Source organism: Streptomyces odontomachicola (assembly GCF_039605595.1).
In the GTDB taxonomy this organism is placed as follows: domain Bacteria; phylum Actinomycetota; class Actinomycetes; order Streptomycetales; family Streptomycetaceae; genus Streptomyces.
Map to the genome: position 1 here is coordinate 363156 of NZ_JBCFOK010000003.1, position 23109 is coordinate 386264.

General features: G+C 71.6%; 26 protein-coding genes. 11 read left to right on the forward strand and 15 right to left on the reverse strand.

All coding sequences use genetic code 11. The features are described 5' to 3' along the window. Positions 1 to 31: 31 nt before the first annotated feature. The 3 genes from ABEE00_RS06800 to ABEE00_RS06810 all read right to left on the reverse strand — a co-directional run bounded on the left by ABEE00_RS06800 (position 32) and on the right by ABEE00_RS06810 (position 1921). Positions 32 to 397: a VOC family protein gene (locus tag ABEE00_RS06800; RefSeq protein ID WP_345744341.1), complete on the reverse strand. Its 366-nt coding sequence runs from the start codon at positions 395 to 397 to the stop codon at positions 32 to 34. Positions 398 to 453: 56 nt separating this feature from the next. Beyond that, positions 454 to 1620 carry a DUF2332 domain-containing protein gene (locus ABEE00_RS06805; protein ID WP_345744342.1) on the reverse strand — a complete coding sequence of 389 codons (1167 nt, stop codon included), beginning with the start codon at positions 1618 to 1620 and terminating at the stop codon, positions 454 to 456. Between the two features lie 97 nt (positions 1621 to 1717). Continuing rightward, positions 1718 to 1921 (reverse strand): hypothetical protein, encoded by a 204-nt coding sequence (locus ABEE00_RS06810; protein WP_345744343.1) that lies wholly within the window; start codon positions 1919 to 1921, stop codon positions 1718 to 1720. 254 nt (positions 1922 to 2175) lie between these two features. On the opposite strand from ABEE00_RS06810, the gene ABEE00_RS06815 reads away from it, so the two are divergent. Continuing rightward, a complete protein-coding gene (locus tag ABEE00_RS06815; protein WP_451918508.1) occupies positions 2176 to 3105 on the forward strand; it encodes a metal-dependent hydrolase in 930 nt (309 codons plus the stop codon). A 1-nt stretch (position 3106) separates the two neighbouring features. Then, positions 3107 to 4225, forward strand: a complete 1119-nt coding sequence (locus ABEE00_RS06820) for a PDR/VanB family oxidoreductase (protein WP_345744344.1) — start codon at positions 3107 to 3109, stop codon at positions 4223 to 4225. A gap of 305 nt (positions 4226 to 4530) precedes the next feature. On the opposite strand, the gene ABEE00_RS06825 is transcribed toward ABEE00_RS06820, so the two are convergent. After that, positions 4531 to 5016, reverse strand: a complete 486-nt coding sequence (locus ABEE00_RS06825; protein WP_345744345.1) for a hypothetical protein — start codon at positions 5014 to 5016, stop codon at positions 4531 to 4533. Between the two features lie 70 nt (positions 5017 to 5086). Between ABEE00_RS06825 and ABEE00_RS06830 the strand changes: the two genes are divergently transcribed. Beyond that, on the forward strand, positions 5087 to 6241 hold the full coding sequence (locus tag ABEE00_RS06830; RefSeq protein ID WP_345744346.1) for a serine hydrolase domain-containing protein: 1155 nt from the start codon (positions 5087 to 5089) through the stop codon (positions 6239 to 6241). A 139-nt stretch (positions 6242 to 6380) separates the two neighbouring features. On the opposite strand, the gene ABEE00_RS06835 is transcribed toward ABEE00_RS06830, so the two are convergent. From ABEE00_RS06835 to ctaD, 5 genes are all read right to left on the reverse strand, one after another. Next, the gene (locus ABEE00_RS06835; RefSeq protein WP_345744347.1) at positions 6381 to 6605 is read right to left on the reverse strand and encodes a hypothetical protein; all 225 of its coding nucleotides are present in this window, start codon (positions 6603 to 6605) and stop codon (positions 6381 to 6383) included. Positions 6606 to 6928: 323 nt separating this feature from the next. After that, positions 6929 to 7747, reverse strand: a complete 819-nt coding sequence (locus tag ABEE00_RS06840) for a class I SAM-dependent methyltransferase (protein ID WP_345744348.1) — start codon at positions 7745 to 7747, stop codon at positions 6929 to 6931. Between the two features lie 197 nt (positions 7748 to 7944). Beyond that, entirely contained in the window at positions 7945 to 8790 is an 846-nt protein-coding gene (locus tag ABEE00_RS06845; RefSeq protein ID WP_345744349.1) for an SAM-dependent methyltransferase, read from the reverse strand. A 169-nt stretch (positions 8791 to 8959) separates the two neighbouring features. Further along, positions 8960 to 9277 (reverse strand): hypothetical protein, encoded by a 318-nt coding sequence (locus tag ABEE00_RS06850; RefSeq protein WP_345744533.1) that lies wholly within the window; start codon positions 9275 to 9277, stop codon positions 8960 to 8962. A gap of 196 nt (positions 9278 to 9473) precedes the next feature. Further along, positions 9474 to 11195: an aa3-type cytochrome oxidase subunit I gene (gene ctaD, locus ABEE00_RS06855; RefSeq protein WP_345744350.1), complete on the reverse strand. Its 1722-nt coding sequence runs from the start codon at positions 11193 to 11195 to the stop codon at positions 9474 to 9476. A 315-nt stretch (positions 11196 to 11510) separates the two neighbouring features. Here ctaD and ABEE00_RS06860 point away from each other — a divergent pair, with 315 nt between their 5' ends. The 3 genes from ABEE00_RS06860 (at position 11511) to ABEE00_RS06870 (ending at position 14023) form a co-directional block, all read left to right on the forward strand. After that, positions 11511 to 11912, forward strand: a complete 402-nt coding sequence (locus ABEE00_RS06860) for a hypothetical protein (RefSeq protein ID WP_345744351.1) — start codon at positions 11511 to 11513, stop codon at positions 11910 to 11912. 269 nt (positions 11913 to 12181) lie between these two features. After that, the gene (locus tag ABEE00_RS06865; RefSeq protein WP_345744352.1) at positions 12182 to 12433 is read left to right on the forward strand and encodes a hypothetical protein; all 252 of its coding nucleotides are present in this window, start codon (positions 12182 to 12184) and stop codon (positions 12431 to 12433) included. Between the two features lie 687 nt (positions 12434 to 13120). Continuing rightward, the gene (locus ABEE00_RS06870) at positions 13121 to 14023 is read left to right on the forward strand and encodes a nitroreductase/quinone reductase family protein (RefSeq protein WP_345744353.1); all 903 of its coding nucleotides are present in this window, start codon (positions 13121 to 13123) and stop codon (positions 14021 to 14023) included. Between the two features lie 31 nt (positions 14024 to 14054). Here ABEE00_RS06870 and ABEE00_RS06875 read toward each other — a convergent pair whose 3' ends face one another. The 4 genes from ABEE00_RS06875 to ABEE00_RS06890 all read right to left on the reverse strand — a co-directional run bounded on the left by ABEE00_RS06875 (position 14055) and on the right by ABEE00_RS06890 (position 17289). Further along, the gene (locus ABEE00_RS06875) at positions 14055 to 14624 is read right to left on the reverse strand and encodes a nitroreductase family protein (RefSeq protein ID WP_345744354.1); all 570 of its coding nucleotides are present in this window, start codon (positions 14622 to 14624) and stop codon (positions 14055 to 14057) included. Between the two features lie 183 nt (positions 14625 to 14807). Beyond that, positions 14808 to 15962, reverse strand: a complete 1155-nt coding sequence (locus ABEE00_RS06880; protein WP_345744355.1) for a TolB family protein — start codon at positions 15960 to 15962, stop codon at positions 14808 to 14810. Positions 15963 to 16216: 254 nt separating this feature from the next. Beyond that, entirely contained in the window at positions 16217 to 16813 is a 597-nt protein-coding gene (locus ABEE00_RS06885) for a DinB family protein (protein ID WP_345744356.1), read from the reverse strand. Between the two features lie 35 nt (positions 16814 to 16848). Beyond that, on the reverse strand, positions 16849 to 17289 hold the full coding sequence (locus ABEE00_RS06890) for an NUDIX hydrolase (RefSeq protein ID WP_345744357.1): 441 nt from the start codon (positions 17287 to 17289) through the stop codon (positions 16849 to 16851). Positions 17290 to 17442: 153 nt separating this feature from the next. Between ABEE00_RS06890 and ABEE00_RS06895 the strand changes: the two genes are divergently transcribed. From ABEE00_RS06895 to ABEE00_RS06905, 3 genes are all read left to right on the forward strand, one after another. Further along, the gene (locus tag ABEE00_RS06895) at positions 17443 to 17886 is read left to right on the forward strand and encodes an ArsR/SmtB family transcription factor (protein WP_345744358.1); all 444 of its coding nucleotides are present in this window, start codon (positions 17443 to 17445) and stop codon (positions 17884 to 17886) included. Positions 17887 to 18426: 540 nt separating this feature from the next. Beyond that, entirely contained in the window at positions 18427 to 18825 is a 399-nt protein-coding gene (locus ABEE00_RS06900; protein WP_345744359.1) for an STAS domain-containing protein, read from the forward strand. Between the two features lie 88 nt (positions 18826 to 18913). Further along, the gene (locus tag ABEE00_RS06905) at positions 18914 to 19495 is read left to right on the forward strand and encodes a hypothetical protein (RefSeq protein ID WP_345744360.1); all 582 of its coding nucleotides are present in this window, start codon (positions 18914 to 18916) and stop codon (positions 19493 to 19495) included. A 32-nt stretch (positions 19496 to 19527) separates the two neighbouring features. On the opposite strand, the gene ABEE00_RS06910 is transcribed toward ABEE00_RS06905, so the two are convergent. Both ABEE00_RS06910 and ABEE00_RS06915 read right to left on the reverse strand, forming a co-directional pair. After that, positions 19528 to 19749, reverse strand: a complete 222-nt coding sequence (locus ABEE00_RS06910; protein WP_345744361.1) for a hypothetical protein — start codon at positions 19747 to 19749, stop codon at positions 19528 to 19530. A gap of 75 nt (positions 19750 to 19824) precedes the next feature. After that, positions 19825 to 20673 carry an aminotransferase class IV gene (locus ABEE00_RS06915; RefSeq protein ID WP_345744362.1) on the reverse strand — a complete coding sequence of 283 codons (849 nt, stop codon included), beginning with the start codon at positions 20671 to 20673 and terminating at the stop codon, positions 19825 to 19827. Between the two features lie 210 nt (positions 20674 to 20883). Between ABEE00_RS06915 and ABEE00_RS06920 the strand changes: the two genes are divergently transcribed. Continuing rightward, positions 20884 to 21615 carry a sulfite exporter TauE/SafE family protein gene (locus ABEE00_RS06920; protein WP_345744363.1) on the forward strand — a complete coding sequence of 244 codons (732 nt, stop codon included), beginning with the start codon at positions 20884 to 20886 and terminating at the stop codon, positions 21613 to 21615. A gap of 148 nt (positions 21616 to 21763) precedes the next feature. Beyond that, complete coding sequence (locus ABEE00_RS06925; RefSeq protein WP_345744364.1) at positions 21764 to 23071, forward strand: alpha/beta hydrolase family protein; 1308 nt, start codon at positions 21764 to 21766, stop codon at positions 23069 to 23071. Positions 23072 to 23109 lie beyond the last annotated feature (38 nt).

The window sequence follows — 23109 nt, forward strand, 5'->3', positions numbered from 1 at the left end:
ACCAGCGCAAACGAGGGCGGGCGCCCGCGGGCTAGCCCTCTGCGGCGCGGCGCTGGCCGAGGATGCAGAACTCGTTGTCCTCGGGGTCCGCCAGCACGACCCAGGACTGTTCGCCCTGGCCGACGTCGACGCGGCGTGCGCCGTGCGCCAGGAAGCGGGCCACCTCGGCCGCCTGGTCGTCGGGCCTGAAGTCGAGGTGCAGCCGGTTCTTCTCCGCCGGCTTGCCCGTGCCGACCCGTACGAAGAGCAGGCCCGGCACGCGTTCCGGCTCCGGGCGGATCTCGAACACGTCGTCATCGGAGTCGACGACGACCCAGTCCAGCGCCTCGGCCCACCACCGCCCCAAGGTCACCGGGTCTTTGGCGTCGACGATTACCTGTTCCCATTCCAGAGACATCCGCTGAGCTTAAGCCGACATCCCCTCGTACGCAGGTGATTATCGGGAACAGGCGGTCATCGGGAATCAACCAGCCACGACAGCAGGCGCCCTCGCGACCAGCAGCGGCCCAGAGCCTCGGCGGTCGGCGACACGTAGGGAGGGTCCGCTACCGAGCGCTCGAACATCGCCAGGCCGATGGTGCTGTGCCCGGACGCGGGCCGGTCGCCCAGCGTCGGGATGTGCGGCGCGACTCCGACGCCCTCCACCGGCACCCACGCCACCGCCCGTTCGGCCGCCGCTTCCTCGAGCCGGCGTACGAAGCGCAGCCGACGTTCATGGGAGAAGCGCGACAGCTCCCATGTCGAGACCACCACGGGCAGGGCGTCCGCAGGAACCCGCGCCAAGGCGTCGGACAGCAGCGTTACGGGGTCTCCGCGCAGCAGCAGGGGAGGGGCGGTCGACACCAACTCCATCTCCGCGTCGAGCCGCCCGCCCCGCTCCGGCAGACGGAGCTGGTCCGGCGGAAGGCAGGCGCGCAACCACCGGGCGTCCTCGGCCCCGGTCACATCGAGAGGTTCGCGGTCGATGCCGATACGGGCGACGACCTGGGGGAACTTCCGCGTGGGCAGGGGACGTTCACCTACGACCGAGGCCGATATCCGTACGGGAGAGGAGAGATCACCCAGGGCCTGGCCGTTGCTGTACGCGATGCCCACGCGGTCGACATTGAGGTTGAGCCCGGCGGAACACCCCACGTCGATCAGCCCGACGGCCCGCGCGCCGCAACGGTGCGCCGCCTCGGCGATGGCCGGATACAGCACGGCGCAGTGCCCGGTCTCGCGGTGCCGGGGCGGGAGCCTGCGCCGCACGGCGAGGGCCACGACCTCGTCGGTCATGCGGCAGAGCGTGTCGAGGGCAGTCGCGACGGCCACTTCGCCGCGCCCCCTTTCCTCCCCGACCTCGGCGCTGACTGCCGCTTCGTACGCCTCCGCGAGCGCGGGCGCGCGTCCCGCGAGGGCGAGGTCGTGCAGCGCGGCGAGGATCAGCGCGGGGTGCCGCTTGCGTACCGGGGCCGCCTCGACGGCGCGCAGCGCCTCGGCGGATTCGCTGAGGGCGACGGCGATCCGCCCGTACAGCGGCGAGGATTCGGCGGCCTCGGACTCGCCGAGGTCCCGGTAGATCTGGGAGAGGGGGCGGGCTTTGCCCGCGGGTGCGGCGCCTGCCGCGGCCGGTCCGGACACCCGGCGATTCTATGGAGCGGTAGGCGGACCGGGCCCGGGCCCTTTCGGCCACGCACCCGCGGCCGACGGGACGGTCCGGGCCCGGTCCCTGCCGGGGTCAGTGCAGCGGGTTCCAGTCGCAGCCGTTCGCGTTGCCCGGCTTGAGGGCCGGGTCGTTGACCGAGTGCGAGCCGAGCTTCTCCAGGTCGATCGTCTTGCACGGGCCGCTGGGCACGGAGGGTGCGGCAGCGGCGGTGCCGCAGTGTCCGAGAACGGCCGCGGCGGCGAGCGCGGCCGCGCCCGCGACGAGGCGAATACGCACGGGACTTCACTCCTTGGATGCGCAGGGTCTATGTGGGTCGATGTGGGCCGATGCCGTGCGGGCATACGGTCCGGCCAGCTCAGCACAGCGGCGGCCGGTGCGCGGGCAGCGCGGACGCGGCGTACGGGTGAGGCGACGGGATCAGCGAGGGGCATCGGCGACGGGACCGGCGACCGGACCGCGACGGGAAAAGTTCGGCGGGATTGTGGTGCAGGACCCTGTCGCGCGTGCTTACCCATAAGTACATTGACGCCATGTCTAAGAAGGCCATGCCGAAGAAGGCCGTGAAGCAGCCGCGCCCCGACGCGGCGGAGCACACCCCGCTCAAGGCCCGCAACGTGGCCTTCGACTGGTCCGCCACGCCCCTGCACTGGGTGCCGGGCGACCCCGACACCAGCCACACGATCAATGTGCTGCACCTGCTGCTGCCCGCGGGAGAACGCTGGTTCGTGCACGTCTACAAGCAGGTGCTGCCGCTGATACGCGACGAGCGGCTGCGCGAGGACGTGGTCGGCTTCATCGGCCAGGAGGCCGTGCACGCGCAGGCGCACGACGATGTGCTGCCGCACCTGCGGGAGTTGGGCCTGGATCCCACCCCGTACACCGCGCAGGTCGACTGGTTCTTCGAGAAGCTGCTCAACGACCGCACCCTGCCGCCCGGCAAGGCCCGCGAGTGGTGGCTGATGGAGCGCGTCGCCCTGATCGCCGCGATCGAGCACTACACCGCCTTCCTGGGCAACTGGGTGCTCAACGCCGAGGCCCTGGACCGCGAGGGCGCCGACCCGGTGATGCTGGACCTGCTGCGCTGGCACGGCGCCGAGGAGGTCGAGCACCGCTCGGTCGCGTTCGAACTGTTCATGCACGTCGACGGCTCGTACGCGCGCCGCGTGCGCACCTGGGGCCTGGCCTTCTCGGCGCTGGTGTTCCTGTGGCAGCGCGGCACCCGCTACTTCATGGAGAACGACCCTTCTCTCGTCGAAGGCAAGGCCAGCTTCCGCGAATTCCTGCGCGGCGGGCGGCAGGGCGTGCTGCCCACCACCGGCGACATGCTGCGCTCCATCCCGCGCTATCTGAGTCGCGAATACCACCCCACGCAGGAGGGCAGCACCGCGCAGGCGGTGTCCTACCTGGCCGGTTCGCCCGCGGCCCTGGCCGCCGAGGCCCGTACGAGCGGGGGCGCGTGACATGCCCCGTACCCGCACGCTGCTGATCGCCGGGGGCGCTGCCCTCCTCGCGCGCCGCGGGCTGCGGCGCCGCATCGCGCGCTCGCCGCTGTGGCCGATGCCCGCGCTGGACAAGCCCATCTCGGGGCAGGGGGAACGCCGTTCGGGGCGCGCCGACGTCGGCCTGCGCCTGGTGGTAGCCGAACGCACCGAGCCAGCGCAGGGCGTCGTACAGCTCAGGCTCGCCGCCGAGGACGGGCGCGAGCTGCCCGCCTGGGAGCCCGGGGCGCACGTGGATCTGGAGCTCCCCTCCGGCGCCGTACGCCAGTATTCGCTGTGCGGCGACCCCGCGGACCGCGGCGCGTACACGCTGGCCACGCGCCTGATCCCCGAGGAAGAGGGCGGCCGCGGCGGCTCCCGCGAGGTGCACGGGGAGCTGCACGAGGGCACCGGCGTGACGGTGCGCGGTCCGCGCAACCGCTTCCCGCGCGCGGACGCCGCCGGGTACCTCTTTCTCGCCGGCGGCATCGGCATCACCCCGATCCTGCCGATGGTGTACGCGGCCGAGGCGGCGGGCCTGCCGTGGAGGGTGGTGTACGGAGGCCGTACGCGCGCTGCCATGCCGTTCGCCGGGGAACTGGAGAAGCTGGCCGTCGCCTCACGAGACGGCCGCGTCACCCTCGTACCGCAGGACGAGGAGGGCCACCCCGACCTGGCCGCAGCCCTCGCGCAGGCACCGCAGGGCGCGGCGGTCCACTGCTGCGGCCCTGCTCCCCTGATGGACGCGGTCACCGCACTGTGCGAGGAGCCGGGCCGGCGCCCCGCGGGCGGCCTCCACCTGGAACGCTTCACCGCCGCGCCCGCCGCGACCGGGGAGAACCACCCGTTCGAGGTGGAACTCCGGCGCACCGGCCGTACGTTGACCGTTCCGGCGGACCGCACAGCCCTGGAGACCATCCGCGCCGAATACCCCAACACTCCGTACTCCTGCACCCAGGGCTTCTGCGGCACCTGCCGCACCCGGGTGCTGGAGGGCGACCCGGACCACCGCGACGCCCTCCTCACCGACACGGAACGCGCCGAGTCCATGCTGATCTGCGTGTCGCGGTGCCGGGGGAAGCGAGTGGTGCTGGACATGTGAGGGGGTGTCAACGAGGGCCGTGCGCGCCGCTTCCGACGGGTCAGCGGCCGGCCGCCGACCTGCTCATCTGCGGTGCTGCGGGTGCCGGATCGGCGACGCCGTCGTCGCTGGCCGGTACGGGCGCGGGCGCGCGCTTCCCACGCAGCTCGGGCACGAGGGTGAGCAGCCCGCACACGGCGAGCGCGGCCCCCAGCCGGAGCGGGGCGCGCAGACCGAAGGCGGAGATACCCGGGCCGCCGATGGCGTGGCGGTGGGCAGCCGCCCCACGAGCGCGTTGCCGATCACGGTGGCAGCGCCGTAGGCGATCAACAGCAGCGGGACCGTACTGCCGGACGTGGACATGGCTGTGCGCGCCGGGGAGAGAAGCCAGTTCCCGTGGTGTCCGGGGCCGAGGCGATGGTGCCCTCGCGCTGCCCGGCGGCGAGCACCGCCTCCAGCGCCCCGAACCTGGCCTCGCGGTCGCGGTCGAGGGGGGCGGCGACGGCCGAGTCCTTCTCGGCGAATTCCGCGGTGGCGTTCCCTGCGAGGCACCCCGGAGGGCGGCCCTCGACGCGGTGCGCCTCCTCCGAGCCGACCACGAGGGTCAGCAGGTCGCGCAGGCGGTCGGCGGGGGTGCGCCCGGAGTCCTCGAGCACCGCGAGCTGCCGGGACGTCATGGTCTCCAGAGACCGCGTCAGCGCCTGCTGGAACAGCCGGTTCTTCGAGGTGAACCGCACGGGGCGTGGCGCGATGGCGTACGCGGTGACGGAGGGCACCGCGTACGACCTCAGGGCGGGCGGTGATCTCCGCATGGTTAGGGTCGCCGCCAAGTGTCCTGAGTGATCAGGTGCCAGGGCGAACGTGCAGAGGGGAGCGGCGACGATGGTGGAGAGCGCGGTGCAGGGGACCGTGGCCGAGGGGTTCGAGCCGGTAAGGGAGGAGCTGGCCGCAGTCGCGGCGGCCGAAGGGGGCGACTACGCCGCGCAGTTGACGGCGTACCGGCACGGCGAGCGGGTCGTGGACCTGTGGACGGGGCCCGAGATGACCCCCGACGCGCTGATCGGCGTGTTCTCCGCGACCAAGGGAGCGGCGCACCTGGTGGTCGCGCTGCTGGTACAGGACGGCGTCCTGGATCCGGATGAGCGGGTCAGCCACTACTGGCCGGAGTTCGCCGCCGAGGGCAAGGGCGAGGTGACCCTGCGCGAGCTGCTCGCGCACCGGGTCGGCGTGGTCGGCGCCGACGAGGGCTTCACGCTGGAGGAACTGGCCGACGACCAGATCATCGCCGAACGCCTCGCGGGGCAGCGCCCCTTCTGGCGGCCCGGCACCGCCTTCGGCTACCACGCGCTGAGCATCGCGGCGCTGACCGGCGAGGTGGTGCGCCGCGCCACCGGCCGTACCCTGCACGCGCACTTCGCCGAGCGCGTACGGGACGCCTGCCAGGTGGACTTCCATCTCGGCCTGTCCGAGGACCAGGAGTACCGGGTTCTGAGCACCCAGCCGATGGTGGAGACGCCGGAGCGGCTGGCGGCCATGGCGCAGGCGGCGACGGGCCCGCGCTCCCTGAGCGGCATCGCCTTCAACCGGAATCACCCGGAGAACCCGGAACTGTGGCAGCTGCCCAACTTCCGCCTGATCCGAGCGAAGGGTCCTGCTTCGGCCGGCGGCATGGCCTCGGCGCGCGGAATGGCTCGCATGTATGCGGTCGCGACCAGTGAGGTGGAGGGTGCGGCGCCGCTCCTGAAGCCGGACACCGCGGCGGCCTTCGCGCAGATCCACTCGCTCGGCTACGACCTGGTGGCCCGCCAGCACAAGGGCTTCGGCCTCGGCTTCACGGCCACGGCCGAGGTGTACCCGGTACTGGGCCAGGGCGCCTTCGGACACAGCGGAGCGGGCGGCCAGCAGGCCTTCGCCGACCCGCGCAACGGGATCGCCTACGGATACTCCCGCCGCCGCTTCGCCTTCCCCGGCGGCCCGGCGCCGGAGAACGACCGGCTGATCCGCGCGCTGTACGCCGCGGCGGAGCGGCTGGGCTAGGGGGCTGATGCGCGGCGGCGCCCCGTACGCCTGGGGCACGTCTCGTACGCCTCGTACGCGCGCCCTCGTGCGCGAGGCGGCTGCACGCCCACGCGAGGCGATTGCGCGCCGCACCCGGCCCTCCGGGTGCGGCGGCCGCTCACGAAGGCAGCAGGTCCTCGTCGCCGGCGGAGGCGCCGGACTCGGAGCCGGCGGACTCGGGGCCGGCCGCCGAGGTGCCGTCGCGCCGACCGAAGCTCGCCATCGCCTGCTGTGCCTCGTGCAGCACGGTGGCGGCGGTCGCGGCGGTCTCCGCGGGCACGTCGCCGTGCTCGTCCACGAGCTGGCTGTAGATGGGCGGGTGTTCGGTACTGGTGTTGCTCACGACGATCCTCTCCTCGGTACGGGAACGACCCCGTTGCCGGGGCGGCAGCACAGGGTAGCCGTAGGGGACTCTGCTGTTCGAAGGGCGGGTCGGGCAAGTTCGACAGGGGGAGGACAGGGCGGATTTCAGCCGCTGTGCACCAAGTCAAGGTGACGTACCCAACGGCCGCGGAACGCTGTGACCTGCACGGAGAAGGCCAATACGGGTATCAGGGGCAGCAGGGGTATTACTGCCATGCCGGTTATCCCGGACAGCCGGGAGGCTCGGGCGAGGCGGGATAATCGGGCATTCCGCCGTGGAGTCCGGTCGCCGTGGAGGCCCGGTTACGCCGCCGCCCGCACGGCGGAGGTGGACAGGAACGGATAGGACCGGGTGACCAGCGCGGGCTCGGCCGTCAGCGCCGCGTAGCGGTCCAGATCGGCGTCCGGGATGCCGGACTCGCGCAGCCGGGGTGCGAGTTGGCGCGCGTTGGTGCGGTGCAGCCGGCACCCCGCGCCCCCGCCCCGCCAGGTCTCGGTGTGCTCGACCGTACGGATGCCGCTCAGCCCGCAGTCGCGCATGGCCGCCGGCACCTGCGCAGCCCAGTCCAGGCCCGCGCCGTTCGCCTTGAGCGCGGCGAGGATGCCGTCGGCGACGCGCGCGAAAAGCCGCGCGTCGGCGGGCGCGGGCGCCGCCAGCGCGCGGGGCGGGCGCGTGCAGTCCCACTCCTCGACCAGCAGCAGCCCGCCGGGGCGCAGCGCCCCGGCCATCGCCTGCAACACCTGCCGCCGCCTGGGCAGATGGAGGAGCAGCAGCCGCGCGTGGATCAGGTCGAAGCCGCCCGGCGGCGCCGGCTCCTCCACCACGTCGTGCCGCCGCACCGCGAGCCGCGGTCCCTCGGGGAGAAGCCAGGACAGATGCGCGGTGTCCAGATCGGTGGCGAGGACCGTGCCGCCGCCGGGGCCGACGCGGCGCGCGAGCGCCCGCGCGACGGAACCGCCGCCCGCCCCCGCGACCCAGCACCGCGCCCCGTCCGGGACGTCGAGCCGCGCCAGGCGCTGCTCGGTGAGCGGGTCGAGGAGCTGCTCCAGCAGTCTCAACTGGAGCGGGATGTGCGGGTCTTCGGGGGTGAAGGAGTACGGCGACCGCGCCTCCGCGCTCATCGGCCACCCCCGGCTACCGCAACGGTACGGGGTACGGGTACGCCCAGCATTCCCTCATCGTCGGCACGCCGCGTGCGGGGCACAAGACGCGTGCACGGGGCACTGGAATTGTGCACGGGGCTTGGCGCGGGTGTGGCTTGGCGCGGGCGTGGCTTGGCGTCGACGTGCCGAAGATCAGGGCTTCTCTGTGCTGATGGTCAGTGCTTGATGCCGACGCCCGCCCACACGCCGACCTCGGAGGGGTCGATCATGCCGGGGAGCTGCGCCGTCTCCTCGTCGGCCAGCTCGGGGCGCCAGTCGCAGGTGGGTACGAGGCCCGGCTCCAGGAGCTCCAGCCCGTCGAAGAAGCCCCGCACCTCTTCCCTTGTGCGCATGCGCGTGACGACGCCGCGCGCGTTGTACGCCGCCGCGAGCTTGTGCATGCCGGGGTCCAGATCGCCTGTCGCGTGGCTGAGTGCCAGCGCCGAACCCGGGGGCAGCGCGTCCACCAGCCGCTTCGTGAGCCCGATGGGGTCGTCCGAGTCGTCCAGGAAGTGGAAGAGGGCGATCACGGACAGGGCAACGGGCTGCTCGAAGTCCAGGTATTTCCGGGCGTGTTCGAGGATCTGCTCCGGGTCCCGCACATCCGCCTCGATGTAGTCGGTGACCCCTTCCTCGGTGCTGGTGAGCAGGGCCCGCGCATACGTCAGCACGATCGGGTCGTTGTCGGTGTAGACGACCCGGGCGTCCGGCCGCACCGCCTGCGCCACCTGGTGCAGATTCGGCCTGGTCGGAACCCCCGTACCGATGTCGAGGAACTGGCCTATCCCACGCTCCTGACTGAGGTACCGCACCGCGCGGTGCATGAAGGCGCGGTTCTGCCGTGCGGCCACGGTGGCGTTGGGGTACGCCTGGAGGGCTTCGGCCGCGGTCTCCCTGTCGACCCGGTAATTGGTCATGCCGCCGAGGAAGTAGTCGTACATCCGCGCCGTGTGGGGCCTGTTGAGGCCCAGGTTCTCGTCGGTCTCCGCGAGGCCGTTTCCGGCCCGGCCGTTGCTGGCCACCTCGTGCCCTCCGTTCTGCGGTACCGGACGGGGCGGCGAGCGCCCCTTTGCGCCCAGCTTTTCGCACCGTACGGCCGCAGAAAAGGGGGTTGACGGAACAAGATCGAAGCGAGTTGCCCGGCGGGGCCGGTGTCCGGTTCCGTACGGGCCGGATCCGGTCCCGGCGCCGCTATCCGCGCCGGGCCAGCACCACCAGGGTGAGGGCGAAACTGAGCAGCGCGGTGCCGGTGAGGCCCAGGCTCAGCGCGCAGCGGAGCCTCAACTGCCGGTACGCGGCCGAGTATTCGGACCGCAGCTCACCGGCGCGCCCGGCGATGCGGGTGAGGACGCCGCGCGACACCGTGATCCGGTCGTCGGCGTAGACCCGCTCGACCTCCTCGCGCTGCGTGCTGGTCAGCCACGGCAGCCGGTCGGCGAAGTCCCGCGCCTGGCGGTGCGCTTCGGCGACCTCCGCGTTCCACAGCAGATAGCCCTCCAACTGGGCGATGCCGTGGGCGGTGTGCTGCTCGCTGTTTTCGTGCGGGGTCGGTGCGGGCTGTGCGGCTTGCGCGTCCTGTGGTGTGTCTCGCGTGGGGCGTGCGTTCTGTGTTGGCCGTGCGTTGCGTGCGCGTGCGGCGTCCATGCGTGTCTCGTCCATGCGCAACTCCCTGGTCATGCGCGGTTTGTCGGTACGTGAGGACCGGTCACCCGTGCGTGTCGCCGGGGGCCACGGCCGCCGGCTGTGCGTGGTGGTTCTCCGCCCCGAGCGCGGCGATGCTCGGGTGGTTGAGGTCGAACGCCGGGGATTCGGAACGGATACGGGGCAGGGTCACGAAGTTGTGCCGCGGGGGCGGGCACGAGGTCGCCCACTCCAGCGAGCGGCCGTAGCCCCAGGGGTCGTCGACCCCGACCTTCTTCCCGTACTTCGCCGTCTTCCAGACGTTGTAGAAGAACGGCAGCATCGAAAGGCCCAACAGGAAGGAGCTCACCGAGGACACGGTGTTCAGCGCCGTGAAGCCGTCGGCCGCCAGATAGTCGGCGTACCGCCGCGGCATTCCCTCGGCGCCGAGCCAGTGCTGCACCAGGAACGTGCCGTGGAATCCGGTGAAGAGCGTCCAGAAGGTCATTTTGCCCAGCCGCTCGTCGAGCATCTTCCCTGTGAACTTCGGCCACCAGAAGTGGAATCCGGAGAACATCGCGAAGACGACGGTGCCGAATACCACGTAGTGGAAGTGCGCCACGACGAAGTACGAGTCGGACACGTGGAAGTCCATCGGCGGCGAGGCCAGGATGATGCCCGTAAGTCCTCCGAAGAGGAAGGTCACCAGAAAGCCGACCGTCCACAGCATCGGCGTCTCCATCGACAGCGAGCCCTTCCACATGGTGCCGATCCAGTTGAAGAACTTCACCCCCGTCGGCACCGCGATCAGGAAGGTCATGAACGAGAAGAAGGGCAGCAGCACCCCGCCGGTCACGAACATGTGGTGGGCCCAGACCGTCACCGACAGACCGGCGATGGCGATGGTGGCCGCCACCAGGCCGATGTATCCGAAGATGGGCTTGCGTGAAAAGACGGGAATCACTTCGGAGACGATCCCGAAGAAGGGCAGCGCGATGATGTAGACCTCGGGATGCCCGAAGAACCAGAAGAGGTGCTGCCACAGCAGCGCCCCGCCGTTCGCCGCGTCGAAGACGTGCGCCCCGAACTTCCGGTCCGCCTCCAGCGCGAACAGCGAGGCGGCCAGCACGGGGAAGGCGAGCAGTACGAGGACGCCGGTGAGCAGCACGTTCCAGGTGAAGATCGGCATGCGGAACATGGTCATCCCGGGCGCGCGCATGCAGATGATGGTGGTGATGAAGTTGACGTTGCCGAGAATGGTGCCGAATCCCTGGAGCGCGAGTCCCATCACCCACAGATCGCCGCCCACATTCGGCGAGTGCGTCGCGTCGGTGAGCGGCGAATAGGCGAACCACCCGAAGTCCGCGGCCCCGTTGGGGGAGAGGAAGCCGCTCATCACGATCAGCGAACCGAAGAGGAACAGCCAGTAGGACAGCATGTTCAGCCGAGGAAAGGCCACATCGGGCGAGCCGATCTGCAGCGGCATGATCCAGTTGGCGAAGCCGATGAAGAGCGGAGTGGCGAACATCAGGAGCATGACCGTGCCATGCATCGTGAACGCCTGGTTGAACTGCTCGTTGGAGAGGATCTGCATCCCCGGGCGGGCGAGTTCGGCGCGCATGAACAGCGCCATGATGCCGCCGAGCACGAAGAAGGCGAACGAGGTCGTCAGATAGAGGGTGCCGATCTTCTTGTGGTCGGTGGTGGTGACCCAGTCCACGACGGCCGCACCCGGTCGCCGCACCCTCCTCTCCGATGGCTCGTCCTCGTACGCCGGCGCAGCCGAGGGTGTGTCCACAGACGCCATGCAGCGCTCCAACCGCTCTCAACGGGACAGTCGATTTCCCGGGAACGTTCCCACCGCGTCGCGTCGTCGCCGTTCTTCCCACGCCGTGCGACGCTGACTTCGGCCATTCCTCAGGAAATTCGACCGGTGGACGGGACGCGGCCGAAGCCTGATTGCGGTCTGGTCGGGGAAGTGCGGGAGGGCCCGTCCACTCCGGGGCCCGGAGTCGTCCGTACGAGTGGTCTGGCCGGAACACCGCACGTGTTTCATGGCATTCGGTACGGCCTTCCCGATGATTCTGTTCCGAAACTCCGAATGTGAACGGAAGGAAACAGCATGCGGATTGGCACTGCCTTCGCCGCCACCACGGTGGCCGTCGTCTCCCTGCTCGGCAGCACCGGCACCGCCACGGCCCTGCAGGCCGCGCCGCAGCAGGCGCCCGCCGCGCAGCCCGCGGCGAAGAGCGCCTGCGGCCCGAAGGTGCAGTTCAAGAACCCGGCCGTGAACGCGGTGCTGCGGGTGTGCAACAAGGGCAAGCGGGTCACGGGCACGGTGACCGACCCCAAGGTGGACGGCAAGTGCGCATCCGTACGGGGCAAGCTCGCCAGCGGCCGCACGCTCAACAGCAGCGGCCGCGCCTGCGGCAAGGGCAAGACCGTGCCGGTCAACCTGCAGGCGCCGGGCGGGGAGCGCTTCAAGTCCTTCGCCCTCCAGACGCCGAAGGGCAACGACCGCTGACCTTCGGGCGGCAGCGGGCGTACGGGCGGCGGCACGCGTAGCTTTTGCGAATGTGGGCCGGGTGTCCGGTCGTTGGCGGTGGGTGGTGCGGACGGCCACCCGCCGCCTTCGTCGCGTACGGCTGTGGTGTGCGCCTATGGCGTACGGCTGCCACGTACGACTGCCACGTACGACTGCCGGTGTCTGCCGAACGGGCGAACTCGCGGCGATCCGGTGGCGAACTCGGCGGGTCCTCGCATCCTCCCGGGCACCTGACCGTTGGTCCCGGCATGAAGACGATCACAGCACTGGGGACCGCGGCCCTCTCCCTCCTGACCGCGGGAATGGCCGCTCCCGCCTATGCGGCGCCCGCCGAGCAGCCCACGCTGAGCGGCGTACGCGACATGGCCGGGGACACGGTCGGGGGTGTCGCGGGGGATCTGCCCCGCGCGCTCGGCGACGCGAAGCTGCCCGAGGTGCGCCAGCGCGTCAGCGTCTCGGTGCCCGAAGTGCAGCTGGAGCACCCGCCGTTGAACTCGTAGCGGCGCCGGCGCACGGCTCGGCGCTCGGCGGCATCCGCCCGTGGGGATCGCGGTGATCCCCACGGGCTTCTTCGTGTGCGGGGCGTATCGGGGCGGGGCCGGGCGTCAGGATTTGCGTGTGCGTGTGCGTATGCGCCGGGCCTTCCGCCGCGTGCCCGGCAGCGTGGTCAGCAGGTCCACTCGTATCCCGGGTCGTCCTCGTCGCCCCACCCGGCGTCGCGCTCGTCGTCGTGGAGCAGCTCGTTCATCTCGTTCTCGGTCAACAGCTCGCTCTGGCCGTCCATGCCCACATGATGCAGGCCGAGCCGTCGCGTGACCGGGTATTGACATGCGGGTGGCGGTCGTCTTGGCTGACCCGCGTGCCGTGTGGCACCGGCCGGAGAGCAGTGGGCAGGCCGGTGAGTGGGCGACACCTTTCACCAGGGGGCGATGCCATGCCGATCAACCCGGCACCCGGCGCCTGAGCCGAGCGCGCCCGCGCGCCCTTCTTCGCCGCGAGCGGCTTGTGAGCGTTTGAGTCTTTGAGCCGCGCGGCTTGTTCCGATTCCGCCGATGGCACGGCTGTGTGCGGTGTACGTCGGCGTGCGCGCGGCTCTGTGTCCCCTTCGCCGGGATCCCTCCCGTATTCGTCCAGCCACATCCAGGCAAGCCAGCCATGTTCCCGAAGACCAGGAGGTCTCGTACTGCATGACCGCATCCTTCAATCAAGCGATCATCGAGGAGTTCCGCGCACGTCAGGGGAGGGTCGGCGGCCCGTTCGAGGGCAGTCGGCTGATCCTTCTCACCACCGCCGGCGCCGTTTCGGGGGCCGAGCACACCGTTCCGCTGGGGCGGGTGCGGGACGGTGACGCACTGCTGGTCGTCGCCTCGGCGGGCGGGGCGCCCCGGCATCCCGACTGGTACCGCAATCTGCTCGTCCACCCCATGGTGCGGGTCGAGACCGGCACCGAGACCTACGGTGCGGTGGCGGTGCCAGCTCAAGGCGCTCGCCGCGAGCGGCTGTTCGCGCGGGTGGTGCGCGAGGCACCCGGGTACGCCGACTACCAGCAGCGGACCACCCGCACTCTGCCCGTCGTGGTGCTGGAACGCTCTGAACCGGCGGCCGGTGAGTCCCGCCAGTTCAGCGGGCTCGCCGGGAAGCTGCTGGAGGTGCACGCGTGGCTGCGTGGTCAGCTGCGTCATGTACGCGAGGAGGCGGAGGCGTACTTCGCGGCGCGCGCCGCAAGCGAAGGCGCCGGGGCATCTGCTTCGCCGCCCGGGCTCGGGTTGCAACTGCGGCAGCACTGCCTGGCGTTCTGTCAGTCGCTGGAGTTCCACCACGGCAGCGAGGACGCGCATCTGCTCCCCGCGCTCGCGACGGCGCACCCGCACTTGGCCGGCGCGCTGGAACGACTGCGTACGGAACACCGTACGATCGCCCGCCTCCAAGCGCGGCTGCTCGACCTGCTCTCGGCAATCGAGGCGGCGAAGGATGTCGAATTCCTGGCACAACTTGACGCGTTGAGCGCGGAATTGACGGCGCACCTGGAGTACGAGGAGAGGGAGCTGCTGCCGGTGCTGGCGGAGATTCCGGTGCCTGCGGGGGAATGAGGGGTGGGGCCGTGGTGGTCACGGCCCCACCTCACGCGTGGCTCGGCTCCTCCGCCTCGGGGATCTCGATGACGAGCTCGCTCAGGGGGAGGCGGCCCGTGGGGATCGCGGACTTGCCGCGAGGCGTCGGGGCGGCGTGCCCGAGAGACAGCGCCGTCCGCACGCTCCACGGGCTCTCCACCCCGCACACCTCGCCCGCCTTGTCGACATTCTCCGAGGGGAAGAACGAGGCCGGGCAACTGCTGAGCCCTTGGAGGTGGGCCGCGAGCATCATGTTCTGCGCGGCCCGCCCCGCGTCGAACTGGGCGTCCTCGCCGCCCGATTGGTGCACCGCAAGCGCGATTACCAGGGGCGCCGTGGCCAGGTGCCCCGCGTAGGCGCCGAGGCCCGCGAGCTGCCGCCGCACCGCGCCGCTGCGCACCACGACGAAGCGCCACGGCTGCCGGTTGCGCGCCGAACCGGTCCAGCGCCCGGCCTCCAGCACCTGGCGCAGCTCCTCCTCGCGCACCGGGTCCCCGGTGAACCACCGCTGCGCCCTCATCGTCGTCAGCACCGATGGCGGGGGTGCTGCGGGTGCTGGGGGTTGCGGCGGCACGTCCATTGCCCATCCTCGACTCGTACGGATCCTGCGGCCCGGGGCGGTGGCCTCGGGCCTGCGACCTGCGGGTACGGCCATGATCGCATCGTCGGGGGTGGGGTGCTCGGACGTCGGGTGCCGGGCGCCGGCTGGTGGGGTTCGGCCGGGCGACGGCGTTCTCCTCAGCCGGGGCGGCGTACGAATTCCTCAGCGGAGGTGGCGTACGAAGACGTCCTCGGCGTTGTTGCTGTCGTCGGGGACCAGGTCGGAGGCGGCGGAGGTGAAGGCCACCGCATCGCCGCGCGGGGTGACCGAACCGCGGGTGGCGTAGGTGCCGGGCGCCACGTCCGTGCGCTTGCCGGTGTGGATGTCCAGCAGGGTGAAACGGCCGTTCTCGCGCAGCAGCACCTTGCGCCCGTTTCCGCTGAGCGCCTCGGCCGGCGCGCCTTCCGCGCCGACGCGCCGGGTCTTTTCGGTGCGCCGGTCGCGGAGATAGCTGTAATTGCCGCCTGGCTCGGTGTGGTCGGGAACGAGGTTGGCCGAGGTGGACTCGAACAGCACGTAGCGGCCGTCGTCGCTCATGTCGGTCACATAGGTGCGGCCCTCGTCGGGCACGCCGTCCAGAGGTACGTCGACCTGTTCGACGCGGCCGGTGTGCCGGTTCTTGACGAAGACGTCGCGCATTTCGTACGGGCCGGTGGCGAAGGCGACCAGATTTCCGTCGCCGCTGAGCACCCCGCCCCCTATGGACCGGAACCCGCTCGGTGTCTGCGTGGGATCGACCTGCTCGTCGGCGCCGGTACGCATATCGTGGACGAACAGCGTGTGCGGTTGGGAAGGGGTGCGGTTTCCGACGGAAACCGTCGCCAGCCGTGCATCGGCGCTGAACGATCCCACGCCGCTGATCTGGCTGCGGTTGACCTGCGTACTCTGGCCCGTTTCGCGGTCGTAGACCCAGGCGTTCTCGTACCGGGCGCCCGAGCTGTAGCCCACATAGCGGCCGTCGTTGCTGATGACCGCGGAACCGCCGCCGTACGACTTGGCGTTGGGTACCTGACGCACCTCCCCGGTGGTGAGGTCCTTGAGCAGCAGTGCGTGGAAGAAGTCCCCGCCGAGATTCGGAGCCTTGGACCAGAAGGCGACGTAGCGGGCGTCCGCGCTGATCGCCCCGCCGCTGGAGGCGCCGTCGGCCTGCGTACCGTCGGAGGTGGTGCTGACGCGCACGGTGCGCGGTGCGGGCTTGGCCGTTTGTGCGGTGGCGGTCTGTGCGCCGGCCGTCTGCGCGTGGGCCGCCTGCGCTGCGGTGCCGGGCAGCATGAGCGCGGCTGCGCACGCGGAGGCCACCGTGGTCACAGCGGCCATGCGGATGGACATCCCCATCTTTCCCCCCAGGTGGAAATCCCCTCTTCACCCCGCCCTCGCGGGGCTCCCTTATGAAAGGGGCACCGCGCGCACCAGGGCAATCGGCAGAATTCCGTACAACCTTGCGTTTCCGTGAACCACTGCGGCGGGCGCGGACCGCATGCGAGGCTCCCCGGGAATCTCCGGGCACGACGACCAACCGGGCCCGGGCCGCCCGCAATTCGGGCCGGTGGTGCGTCTGGTCGCGGCCCCTCTCAGCCGCGGTTCTCGTACAGGTCGCGGAGCAGGGAGATCTCCGCGCCGTGGTGGATCGTCTCGCGGTGGATGTGCAGGACCAGGGTGGCCATCGTCCGGTGGGCGAAGGGGCCTTCGGCCGGGCCGGCGGGCTCCGCGAGGCCCTTTTCGCCGAGGCTGCGCACGCCGGCGCGCCATGCCTCGTACGCCTCGTCGAGCTGCTCCAGGGCCTGGGCTGCCGTGGTGGCGTAGACGGCGGTGTCGTAGTCGATGGGCGGACCGCCGAAGTGGCCCGCCAGGCGTTTGCGGAAGACGGCGATCTCGATGTGGGCCATGCGCCAGGCGATGGTGGTCACCGGCACCGGGGCGGGCTGCGGATAGGCGTAGTCGAGCAGATGGGTGCCCGCGCCGACCGCCATGGGCGTTCTGCTCTCCGCTGCCGGGCGAAGGCTCCAGCAGTTCTCCACCGGCTCCCAGAAGTACTCCTCGTCGGTGAGGCCGTCGAGGCGCGGGCGCAGCTGGTGCTCCCAGTGGAACTCCAACTGGTCGAGCAGCTCGGCATTCCAGTCCACGGCGCGCCCCGCGGACCCGCCGTCGTCAGTACGTGTCTCTTCCATGCCGTCACGATAGAGACCACCACTGACAACGGGCCCTACGCTGCGCCGCCGCGAGTGTCAGGCGCCGCCGCGGGCCCTGCGAACCACGACAGCACGGAGCGCTTGTAGCCGTCCGGCATGTTCAACTCCGGGACCTCTGTCTCGGCGAACAGGCCGAACATGGTGTGTTCGTCGCTCACGACAGGCCGCGCACCACCGGAAACGAGCCGGCACCCGTACGTGGTGACGAACACGAACGCGTCGGGCAGCGGCTCGTACATCCACGCATCCAGGATCCGGACGGCGGCGACCTCCCAGCCGGTCTCCTCGCGGATCTCGCGCCGGACGCACTGCTCCGGCGACTCGCCGCGTTCCGGCCGCCCGCCGGGGAGCTCCCACTCGCCGCGGTCGTTCCTCAGCAGGAGGACGCGCGCGTCCGGCGCGGTCACCACTCCCTTGATCGAGACGGGGAACCTGCGCGTCGCGAAGTCGGCCATGGGACGTGCACCCTACGCCGGACCTCGCGGAACGGCCGTACGCGGAATGCCCCTGCGGTGGCACTGGCGACACCGGCGGAATCAGCGGTACGGAGATCCCCGCGGCCTCGCTGATGTCTTGGCTGCTGGAGTGGTGGATGTGAATATCGCGGGATGGCGATACCCAGGGAGCGGTGGTTCGGGCGGGGTGACGGGGGAGCAGGTGTGGTGCGGGGCGGGGCCATCACCGCGCCGGGGCTGTCGGCCGAGGACGCGGAGGCCATGGCGCGGATGTTCAAGGCGCTGGCCGACCCCGTGCGGGTGCGGCTGTTCTCGCGGGTCGCCTCGCACGAGGGCGGTGAGGCGTGCGTCTGCGACCTCGGCGACGTACGGGACCTCGGGGTGTCGCAGCCGACCGTTTCGCACCACTTGAAGAAGCTGCGGGACGCGGGGCTCGTGGAGTCCCAGCGCCGCGGGAGCTGGGTCTATTACCGCGTCGTGCCCGGTGTGCTCGCCTCCATGGCGGCGATGGTCGGCGGCGCGGCCGGCGGGAACCGGGGCGCGGCACCGGAGGAGGGGGCCGCCCACCGTCGGCGGCCCCCGGGTAGCGAAGCCTAGTTTGCTAGACGGTTCGTCAGCGGGCGTTTCGGGGTTTGTGTCGGGGATTCGCTGCGGGTGTCGTAGGTGAGCGTCGGGGACGGCTGCCGGGGCGATCTCCCTGGGGGAGCGGGAGTTGGAGCGCGGCCGGGTCCGCGTTGCGTCGTGGCGGCGCGCGACTGCGCAGCGAACGCCGTCCGGCGCCACGGGAGACGGAGCGCGAAGGGAGCGCGGCCGCACACGCATCCTGCCGCGTACGCCGCCCGGAACCACGGGAGTTGACTGCCGGCGCCCGCCGCGGAACGCCCGCTTCGGGGAGGGCGGTCGCGGAGGGTGACATGGAGGGGAGGGGCGGGGATTCTGGACGGGTGGCCGCATCCCGGGGCGCCGGGTACCGGGTACCGGGCGACCGGCCCGCGTACCGGCGGCGGTGAAGGGCGGGATGCGCCGATGTACGGCCGACGGCGGCCGGTTCGCCGGGGCGCGACGTGCCGCGGCGCGACGGCGGGGCGCGGCGCTCCGGGGCGCCGGGCGCCCCGGCCGAGGAGAAGGGCGGGCGTCATGGGTCTTCGGGTCGCTGAGCGGGGCGGCCGTCTGATCGTCACCATGCCCGGCGAACTGGACATCGCCAACGCCGAGGCGGTGCGGCAGGAGCTGCGGAGCCTGTGCCGCGAACGACTCGGCGCCGCGGGCCCACACAGGGTCAGCGGCGTGGTCGTGGACTGGTCGGCCGCACCCTGGCTGACCTGCGCAGGAGTCGCGGTCCTTGAGGACTTCCGGGAACAACTGGAAGCGTACGGGGTGCCGGTCGGACTGGTGGCGGGCCGCTGCCTGCCGCGCAAGGTGCTCCGACTGGTGGGCATGGACGGAATGCTGCCCGTGTACGACAGCCTCGCTGCTGCGCTGGAGGCGGACGCCGGCGCGGCCGGGGGCGGTCGGGGCGCGGGGCCCGGAACCTGAGGAGCGGAGGCCGGCCGCTGTGACAGACGGGACGGAGACGGCGGCAGGAACGGTACGGGGGAGCGACGGGGGAACTGGGTGATCAGGCATGGACAGTGAGAGCGGCGCGGCGCGGCCGGGCACGCCGCGGGGCCGGCTGGGCGGGCACCTGGAGCTGGTGGCACGCCTCACCGAGCGCGCCAGGTCCGACGTGGAGAGGGACAGCGACGCCACGAGGGTCTTCCTCGCCGGATACGCCGGCTTCCTCACCGAGTCGGGCGCGGAGATCCGCTGGCTGCTGGAGCCCTCCGTCGCCGAGCAGGCCACCGTGGCCGTACGCCGCAGGACCGCGGGCGACCTGTCGGACCCGCAACTGCGGCTCGCCGCACGGCTGTTGGCCCTCGTCTGGTCGTCCGGCGCCGCCGCGGGCCTGACCACGGACGACTGGCTGCGCGCGGCGCCCGAGCTCCCGGACATCTGCCTGCGGGTGGTACGGCACATGGCGGGCGGCCCGGAAGAGGGCGGGTCGGCGGGTCCTGAGGGGCCCGGCGGACCGGGTGTGCCGGGTGTGCCGGGTGTTCCCGGGGCCGATGGTTCGGGTGGCGCAGGCGGCTCGGGTGGTACGGATCCCCCAGGCGGTGCGGGCGGGCCGGAGAGGCCACCCGAAGCGCCCGGAACGCCCGACGCATGAGCGATCCTGAGCCGGGGCCCTCACCCCCCGACTCACTTCACTTTTTGCACCGTGAGCGCCCCGCCGGCGAAGAGGTGCACATAGCCGCACGTCAGGCATATGAGCCCGGTCGCGCTCTCGTCGGCCCAGGCCAGGCTCATGAACTCCATGCCGGTGCTGTTGAGTTTGACCCCGCGCTCGCGGAACTCCTCAGCGCCGCACACCTGGCAGGTCACCCACCTGTCACCGATTGCGGCACGCACCCTCTTGGCCACGCCGGCTCACCCCGTTTCTTCCCCCGCTTGCTCGTACTGATCTCAGGCTAACCGGCGCCTCTGACAACGGCCGATTCAGCCCTCCAGCGCCTCCCAGGGGTTGGCCTCGTACGCCTTCAACAGCAGTCGGCGCGCCGCCTCGTCGGGGGCGGGTGCACCGAATCCGGTGCCGTCCACCGAGGTCACCGGCTGTGCAGGGCTGATGGAGTTGACGAGGAACGCCGAGCGGAAGCGGGGCAGCGCGTCGCGGTGCACGGGGCGGTCCTCGTACGGGAGGCCGAGCCGGGTCATGCCGCGGCGCAGCAGCCCGCGCATGATGCCCGGCAGCGCGGGTGCGTCGGGCCACACGAAGACGCCGTCGCCGTCCGCCGCCGTACCGCCGTCGGCGCCTCCCTCGTACAGCACCACATTGGCGAGGGAGGCCTCGCTGACGTGGCCCGTGCGGTCGGTCAGCAGCGCGTCGTCGAAGCCGTCCCGGCGCGCGGTGCGTCCCGCGTGCAGGAGGCCCATGGTGTCGAGGTGCTTGAGGTGCGGCAGGAAGCGTTCGAAGGTGACGGTACGCAGGTGGAGCGGGGTTTCCGCGGGGTCGGCCGGGGGTCGGACCATCACCAGTACGCGGGTGTCGGCCGGGGCGCCGGACAGCAGCGCGGCGGTGTCGGCGGCGAAGACCTGGACGCGGACCGAGGCGTCCTCGCGGCCCGCGGCCTCCAGCGCGTGCCGGACCAGCGGCAGCACGCGCGCGGCCTCCAGCGGCTGTCCGAACAGTTCGCGGGTGGCGCCGTCGAGCCGCTCCAGATGCATGTCGAGCCCGCGTACGCGGCGGGAGCGCACCTGCATGTAGGTGAAGTGGCCGTAGCCCGAGAGCGCGGTGCCGAGTCCCTCTGGGCCTGCGGGTTCGCCGTCGATCTCCATGTACTGGCGCACGGTCGGTGCCTCCGTCGTTCTGCGTTGTTCTGCTGTGCCGTCGGTGCGGTGTTGCCCTCAGGCGGGCCTGCGGTGGTGCTCGTACCGCGCTCAACAGGGGTTTCCCGCCGGCTCTTCCCTCCCGTACGGGTTCCCTCCCGCGCGGGCGTCGAGTTGAGTGCTCTGTGAACGCATATGACCCGCCCACGAACCCGCGTGAACGGAGCCCGCATGACCTCTTCGGTTGCCGGACCTGTGCTGCTGGTGCTCGGCATCCTCGCGGGCGCGGGGAGCCAGCGCGTGACGGGGCTGGGCTTCGCGCTGGTCAGCGCGCCGCTGATGGCGCTGGTCGTGGGGCCGTACGACGGGGTGCTGCTGGCGAACCTGCTCAGCCTCGCGGTGGCCGCGAGCACCTTCGCCGCGACCTGGCGCGAGGTGGACCTGCGGCGCGCTTTCTCGCTGGCCGTGCCCGCGCTGCTGATGGTGCCGCTGGGCGCGTTCACCGCCCGTACGCTGCCCGAACCGCTGCTCATGACGGTCGTCGGAGGGGTCACCGTGCTGGCGCTGTGCTCCGTCGCCTTCGGCGGCAGGGTGCGGCTGGCGGACGGACGCTGGACGGCGGTGGGAGCCGGCTGCGCGTCGGGCTTCATGAACGCGGCGGCCGGCGCGGGCGGATCGCCGCTCGCGCTGTACGCGCTGGGCACCGGCTGGGAACACCGCCGCTTCGTCCCCACGACGCAGCTGTGCCTGCTGCTGGTCGGCTCCGCCTCCGTGACCGCCAAGGGGCTGCCCGACCTGCCCGGACCCGAACTGGCCCTGGCTTTCGCGGCGTTGGCGGCCGGGATCGGCGGTGGGCATCTGCTGGCGCGGCACGTTCCGGCGGCCGCGGCGCGGCGCGCGGTGCTGTGGCTGGCGCTGACCGGCTCGGCGGTGACGACGGTGAAGGGGGTGCTGGCGTGGTGAGGAGGTGAGCGGAGGCGGCGAGCGGCGGAGGTGAGCCGCAAGTGTGCAGGTGAGGCCACATGCGGCGGTCTCGGGACGGCCCGTTGTCAGACCCCCGCGCTATGTTGACGGGACATGGTGCGAGGGCTCCGACCGAGGGGGGAAGCCCATGAGCGACGCCACGCTGATCGACGACCTGCTCAAGAACACGCCGGTAGGGCACGCGTTCTACACGCCGCCCGACCCGCTGCCCGGCCGCGTCCCCGGCGACCCCATACACCTGCGCAGGTTGGACAGGGCCTACGCGGTGCCCCAGGTCCCGGAGGGCCTGGAGATCTGGCTGGTGCTCTACCGCTCCGAGAGCGCCGGCAGGGATCCGGACCCGGTCGCGACCTCCGGCATCATCGTCCTGCCCAACCGCGCCGAGCGCCCGGTGCCGGACGGCGGCTATCCGCTGGTCAGTTGGTGCCACGGCACGGTGGGCGTGGCGAACAGGGTCGCGCCCTCCCGCGACGACGGGGGCACGGGCGCCTCGCCCATGAACGCCTATCCCAGGACGCTGCTCGCCCGTTTCCTGGACGAGGGCTGGGCCGTGGCCATGACCGACTACGAGGCCCTGGGGACCGGCACGGCGGACAAGCTCCACCCCTACATGCTCGGCGAGTCCGAGGCGCGTGCGGCGCTGGACATCGTGTCGGCCGCGCGCCGTCTGTTCCCCGACGAGCTGTCAGAACGGTTCGCGCTCGTGGGGCATTCGCAGGGCGGGCAGGCCGCGCTGTTCGCCGCGGCCCATGCCCCGGGGCGGGTGGAGGGGCTGGTCGCGGTGGCGGCGACGGCTCCGGCCAACCACCCGCTGGAGATCGTCCACGCCGGTGCCGACCCGGTGAACATCCTCAGGAGCGACGGGTATGCGTTCACCCCGCTGTTCCTGGCGGGCGCCATCGGCGGTTCCCTCGCGGACCGGGGGACCGAGGAGTGGATCAAGGTCATCGACCCGGAGCAGGTGCTCTCGGCCAGGGGATTCGAGCTCTGGCCCCAGGTGTGGGAGAGGAGCCGGGCCGAACTGGGCGACGCGGAGGACTCGTTCGGCAGCCTGCGCGGCAACGAGCAGTTCCGCAGGCGGAATCCCGTCTATCCCAGCTATCCCGCCGCCCCCAACGACGATCAGCGGGAGTTCGACAGGCAGTTGGCCAAGATGAACCCCGATCTCTCCATATCCGTGCCCGTGCGCATAGCGCAGGCGCGCGCCGACAGGCGGGTGCGGTACGAGTACGAGGCGCCGCTGGAGCTGCCGGGGACCAAGGCCCTCATCGAGGAACTCGAAGCCCACGAAGGCAACGACATCACCACCAGGATCTACGAGCTCGACGAGGTGACGAACGAGGAGAAACCGCTGGAGGCACACTTCACCACGCTGAACGCGGACGCCGGGAGGCTCATGGGCTGGCTCATGGACTGCGGGCTGGACACGGCCTGAGGCCGGGCGGGTGCCGGCAGCGCGTGCGTGTGGGCGGT

Excerpts from the sequence above, each read along its gene's own strand:
- ABEE00_RS06800 (WP_345744341.1), bottom strand. The coding sequence starts at position 397 with ATGTCTCTGGAATGGGAACAGGTAATCGTCGACGCCAAAGACCCGGTG.
- ABEE00_RS06815 (WP_451918508.1), top strand. The coding sequence starts at position 2,176 with ATGTCTAAGAAGGCCATGCCGAAGAAGGCCGTGAAGCAGCCGCGCCCC.
- ABEE00_RS06820 (WP_345744344.1), top strand. The coding sequence starts at position 3,107 with ATGCCCCGTACCCGCACGCTGCTGATCGCCGGGGGCGCTGCCCTCCTC.
- ABEE00_RS06825 (WP_345744345.1), bottom strand. The coding sequence starts at position 5,016 with ATGCGGAGATCACCGCCCGCCCTGAGGTCGTACGCGGTGCCCTCCGTC.
- ABEE00_RS06830 (WP_345744346.1), top strand. The coding sequence starts at position 5,087 with ATGGTGGAGAGCGCGGTGCAGGGGACCGTGGCCGAGGGGTTCGAGCCG.
- ABEE00_RS06840 (WP_345744348.1), bottom strand. The coding sequence starts at position 7,747 with ATGAGCGCGGAGGCGCGGTCGCCGTACTCCTTCACCCCCGAAGACCCG.
- ctaD (WP_345744350.1), bottom strand. The coding sequence starts at position 11,195 with ATGGCGTCTGTGGACACACCCTCGGCTGCGCCGGCGTACGAGGACGAG.
- ABEE00_RS06860 (WP_345744351.1), top strand. The coding sequence starts at position 11,511 with ATGCGGATTGGCACTGCCTTCGCCGCCACCACGGTGGCCGTCGTCTCC.
- ABEE00_RS06865 (WP_345744352.1), top strand. The coding sequence starts at position 12,182 with ATGAAGACGATCACAGCACTGGGGACCGCGGCCCTCTCCCTCCTGACC.
- ABEE00_RS06870 (WP_345744353.1), top strand. The coding sequence starts at position 13,121 with ATGACCGCATCCTTCAATCAAGCGATCATCGAGGAGTTCCGCGCACGT.
- ABEE00_RS06875 (WP_345744354.1), bottom strand. The coding sequence starts at position 14,624 with ATGGACGTGCCGCCGCAACCCCCAGCACCCGCAGCACCCCCGCCATCG.
- ABEE00_RS06880 (WP_345744355.1), bottom strand. The coding sequence starts at position 15,962 with ATGGCCGCTGTGACCACGGTGGCCTCCGCGTGCGCAGCCGCGCTCATG.
- ABEE00_RS06885 (WP_345744356.1), bottom strand. The coding sequence starts at position 16,813 with ATGGAAGAGACACGTACTGACGACGGCGGGTCCGCGGGGCGCGCCGTG.
- ABEE00_RS06890 (WP_345744357.1), bottom strand. The coding sequence starts at position 17,289 with ATGGCCGACTTCGCGACGCGCAGGTTCCCCGTCTCGATCAAGGGAGTG.
- ABEE00_RS06895 (WP_345744358.1), top strand. The coding sequence starts at position 17,443 with ATGGCGATACCCAGGGAGCGGTGGTTCGGGCGGGGTGACGGGGGAGCA.
- ABEE00_RS06900 (WP_345744359.1), top strand. The coding sequence starts at position 18,427 with ATGGGTCTTCGGGTCGCTGAGCGGGGCGGCCGTCTGATCGTCACCATG.
- ABEE00_RS06905 (WP_345744360.1), top strand. The coding sequence starts at position 18,914 with ATGGACAGTGAGAGCGGCGCGGCGCGGCCGGGCACGCCGCGGGGCCGG.
- ABEE00_RS06920 (WP_345744363.1), top strand. The coding sequence starts at position 20,884 with ATGACCTCTTCGGTTGCCGGACCTGTGCTGCTGGTGCTCGGCATCCTC.
- ABEE00_RS06925 (WP_345744364.1), top strand. The coding sequence starts at position 21,764 with ATGAGCGACGCCACGCTGATCGACGACCTGCTCAAGAACACGCCGGTA.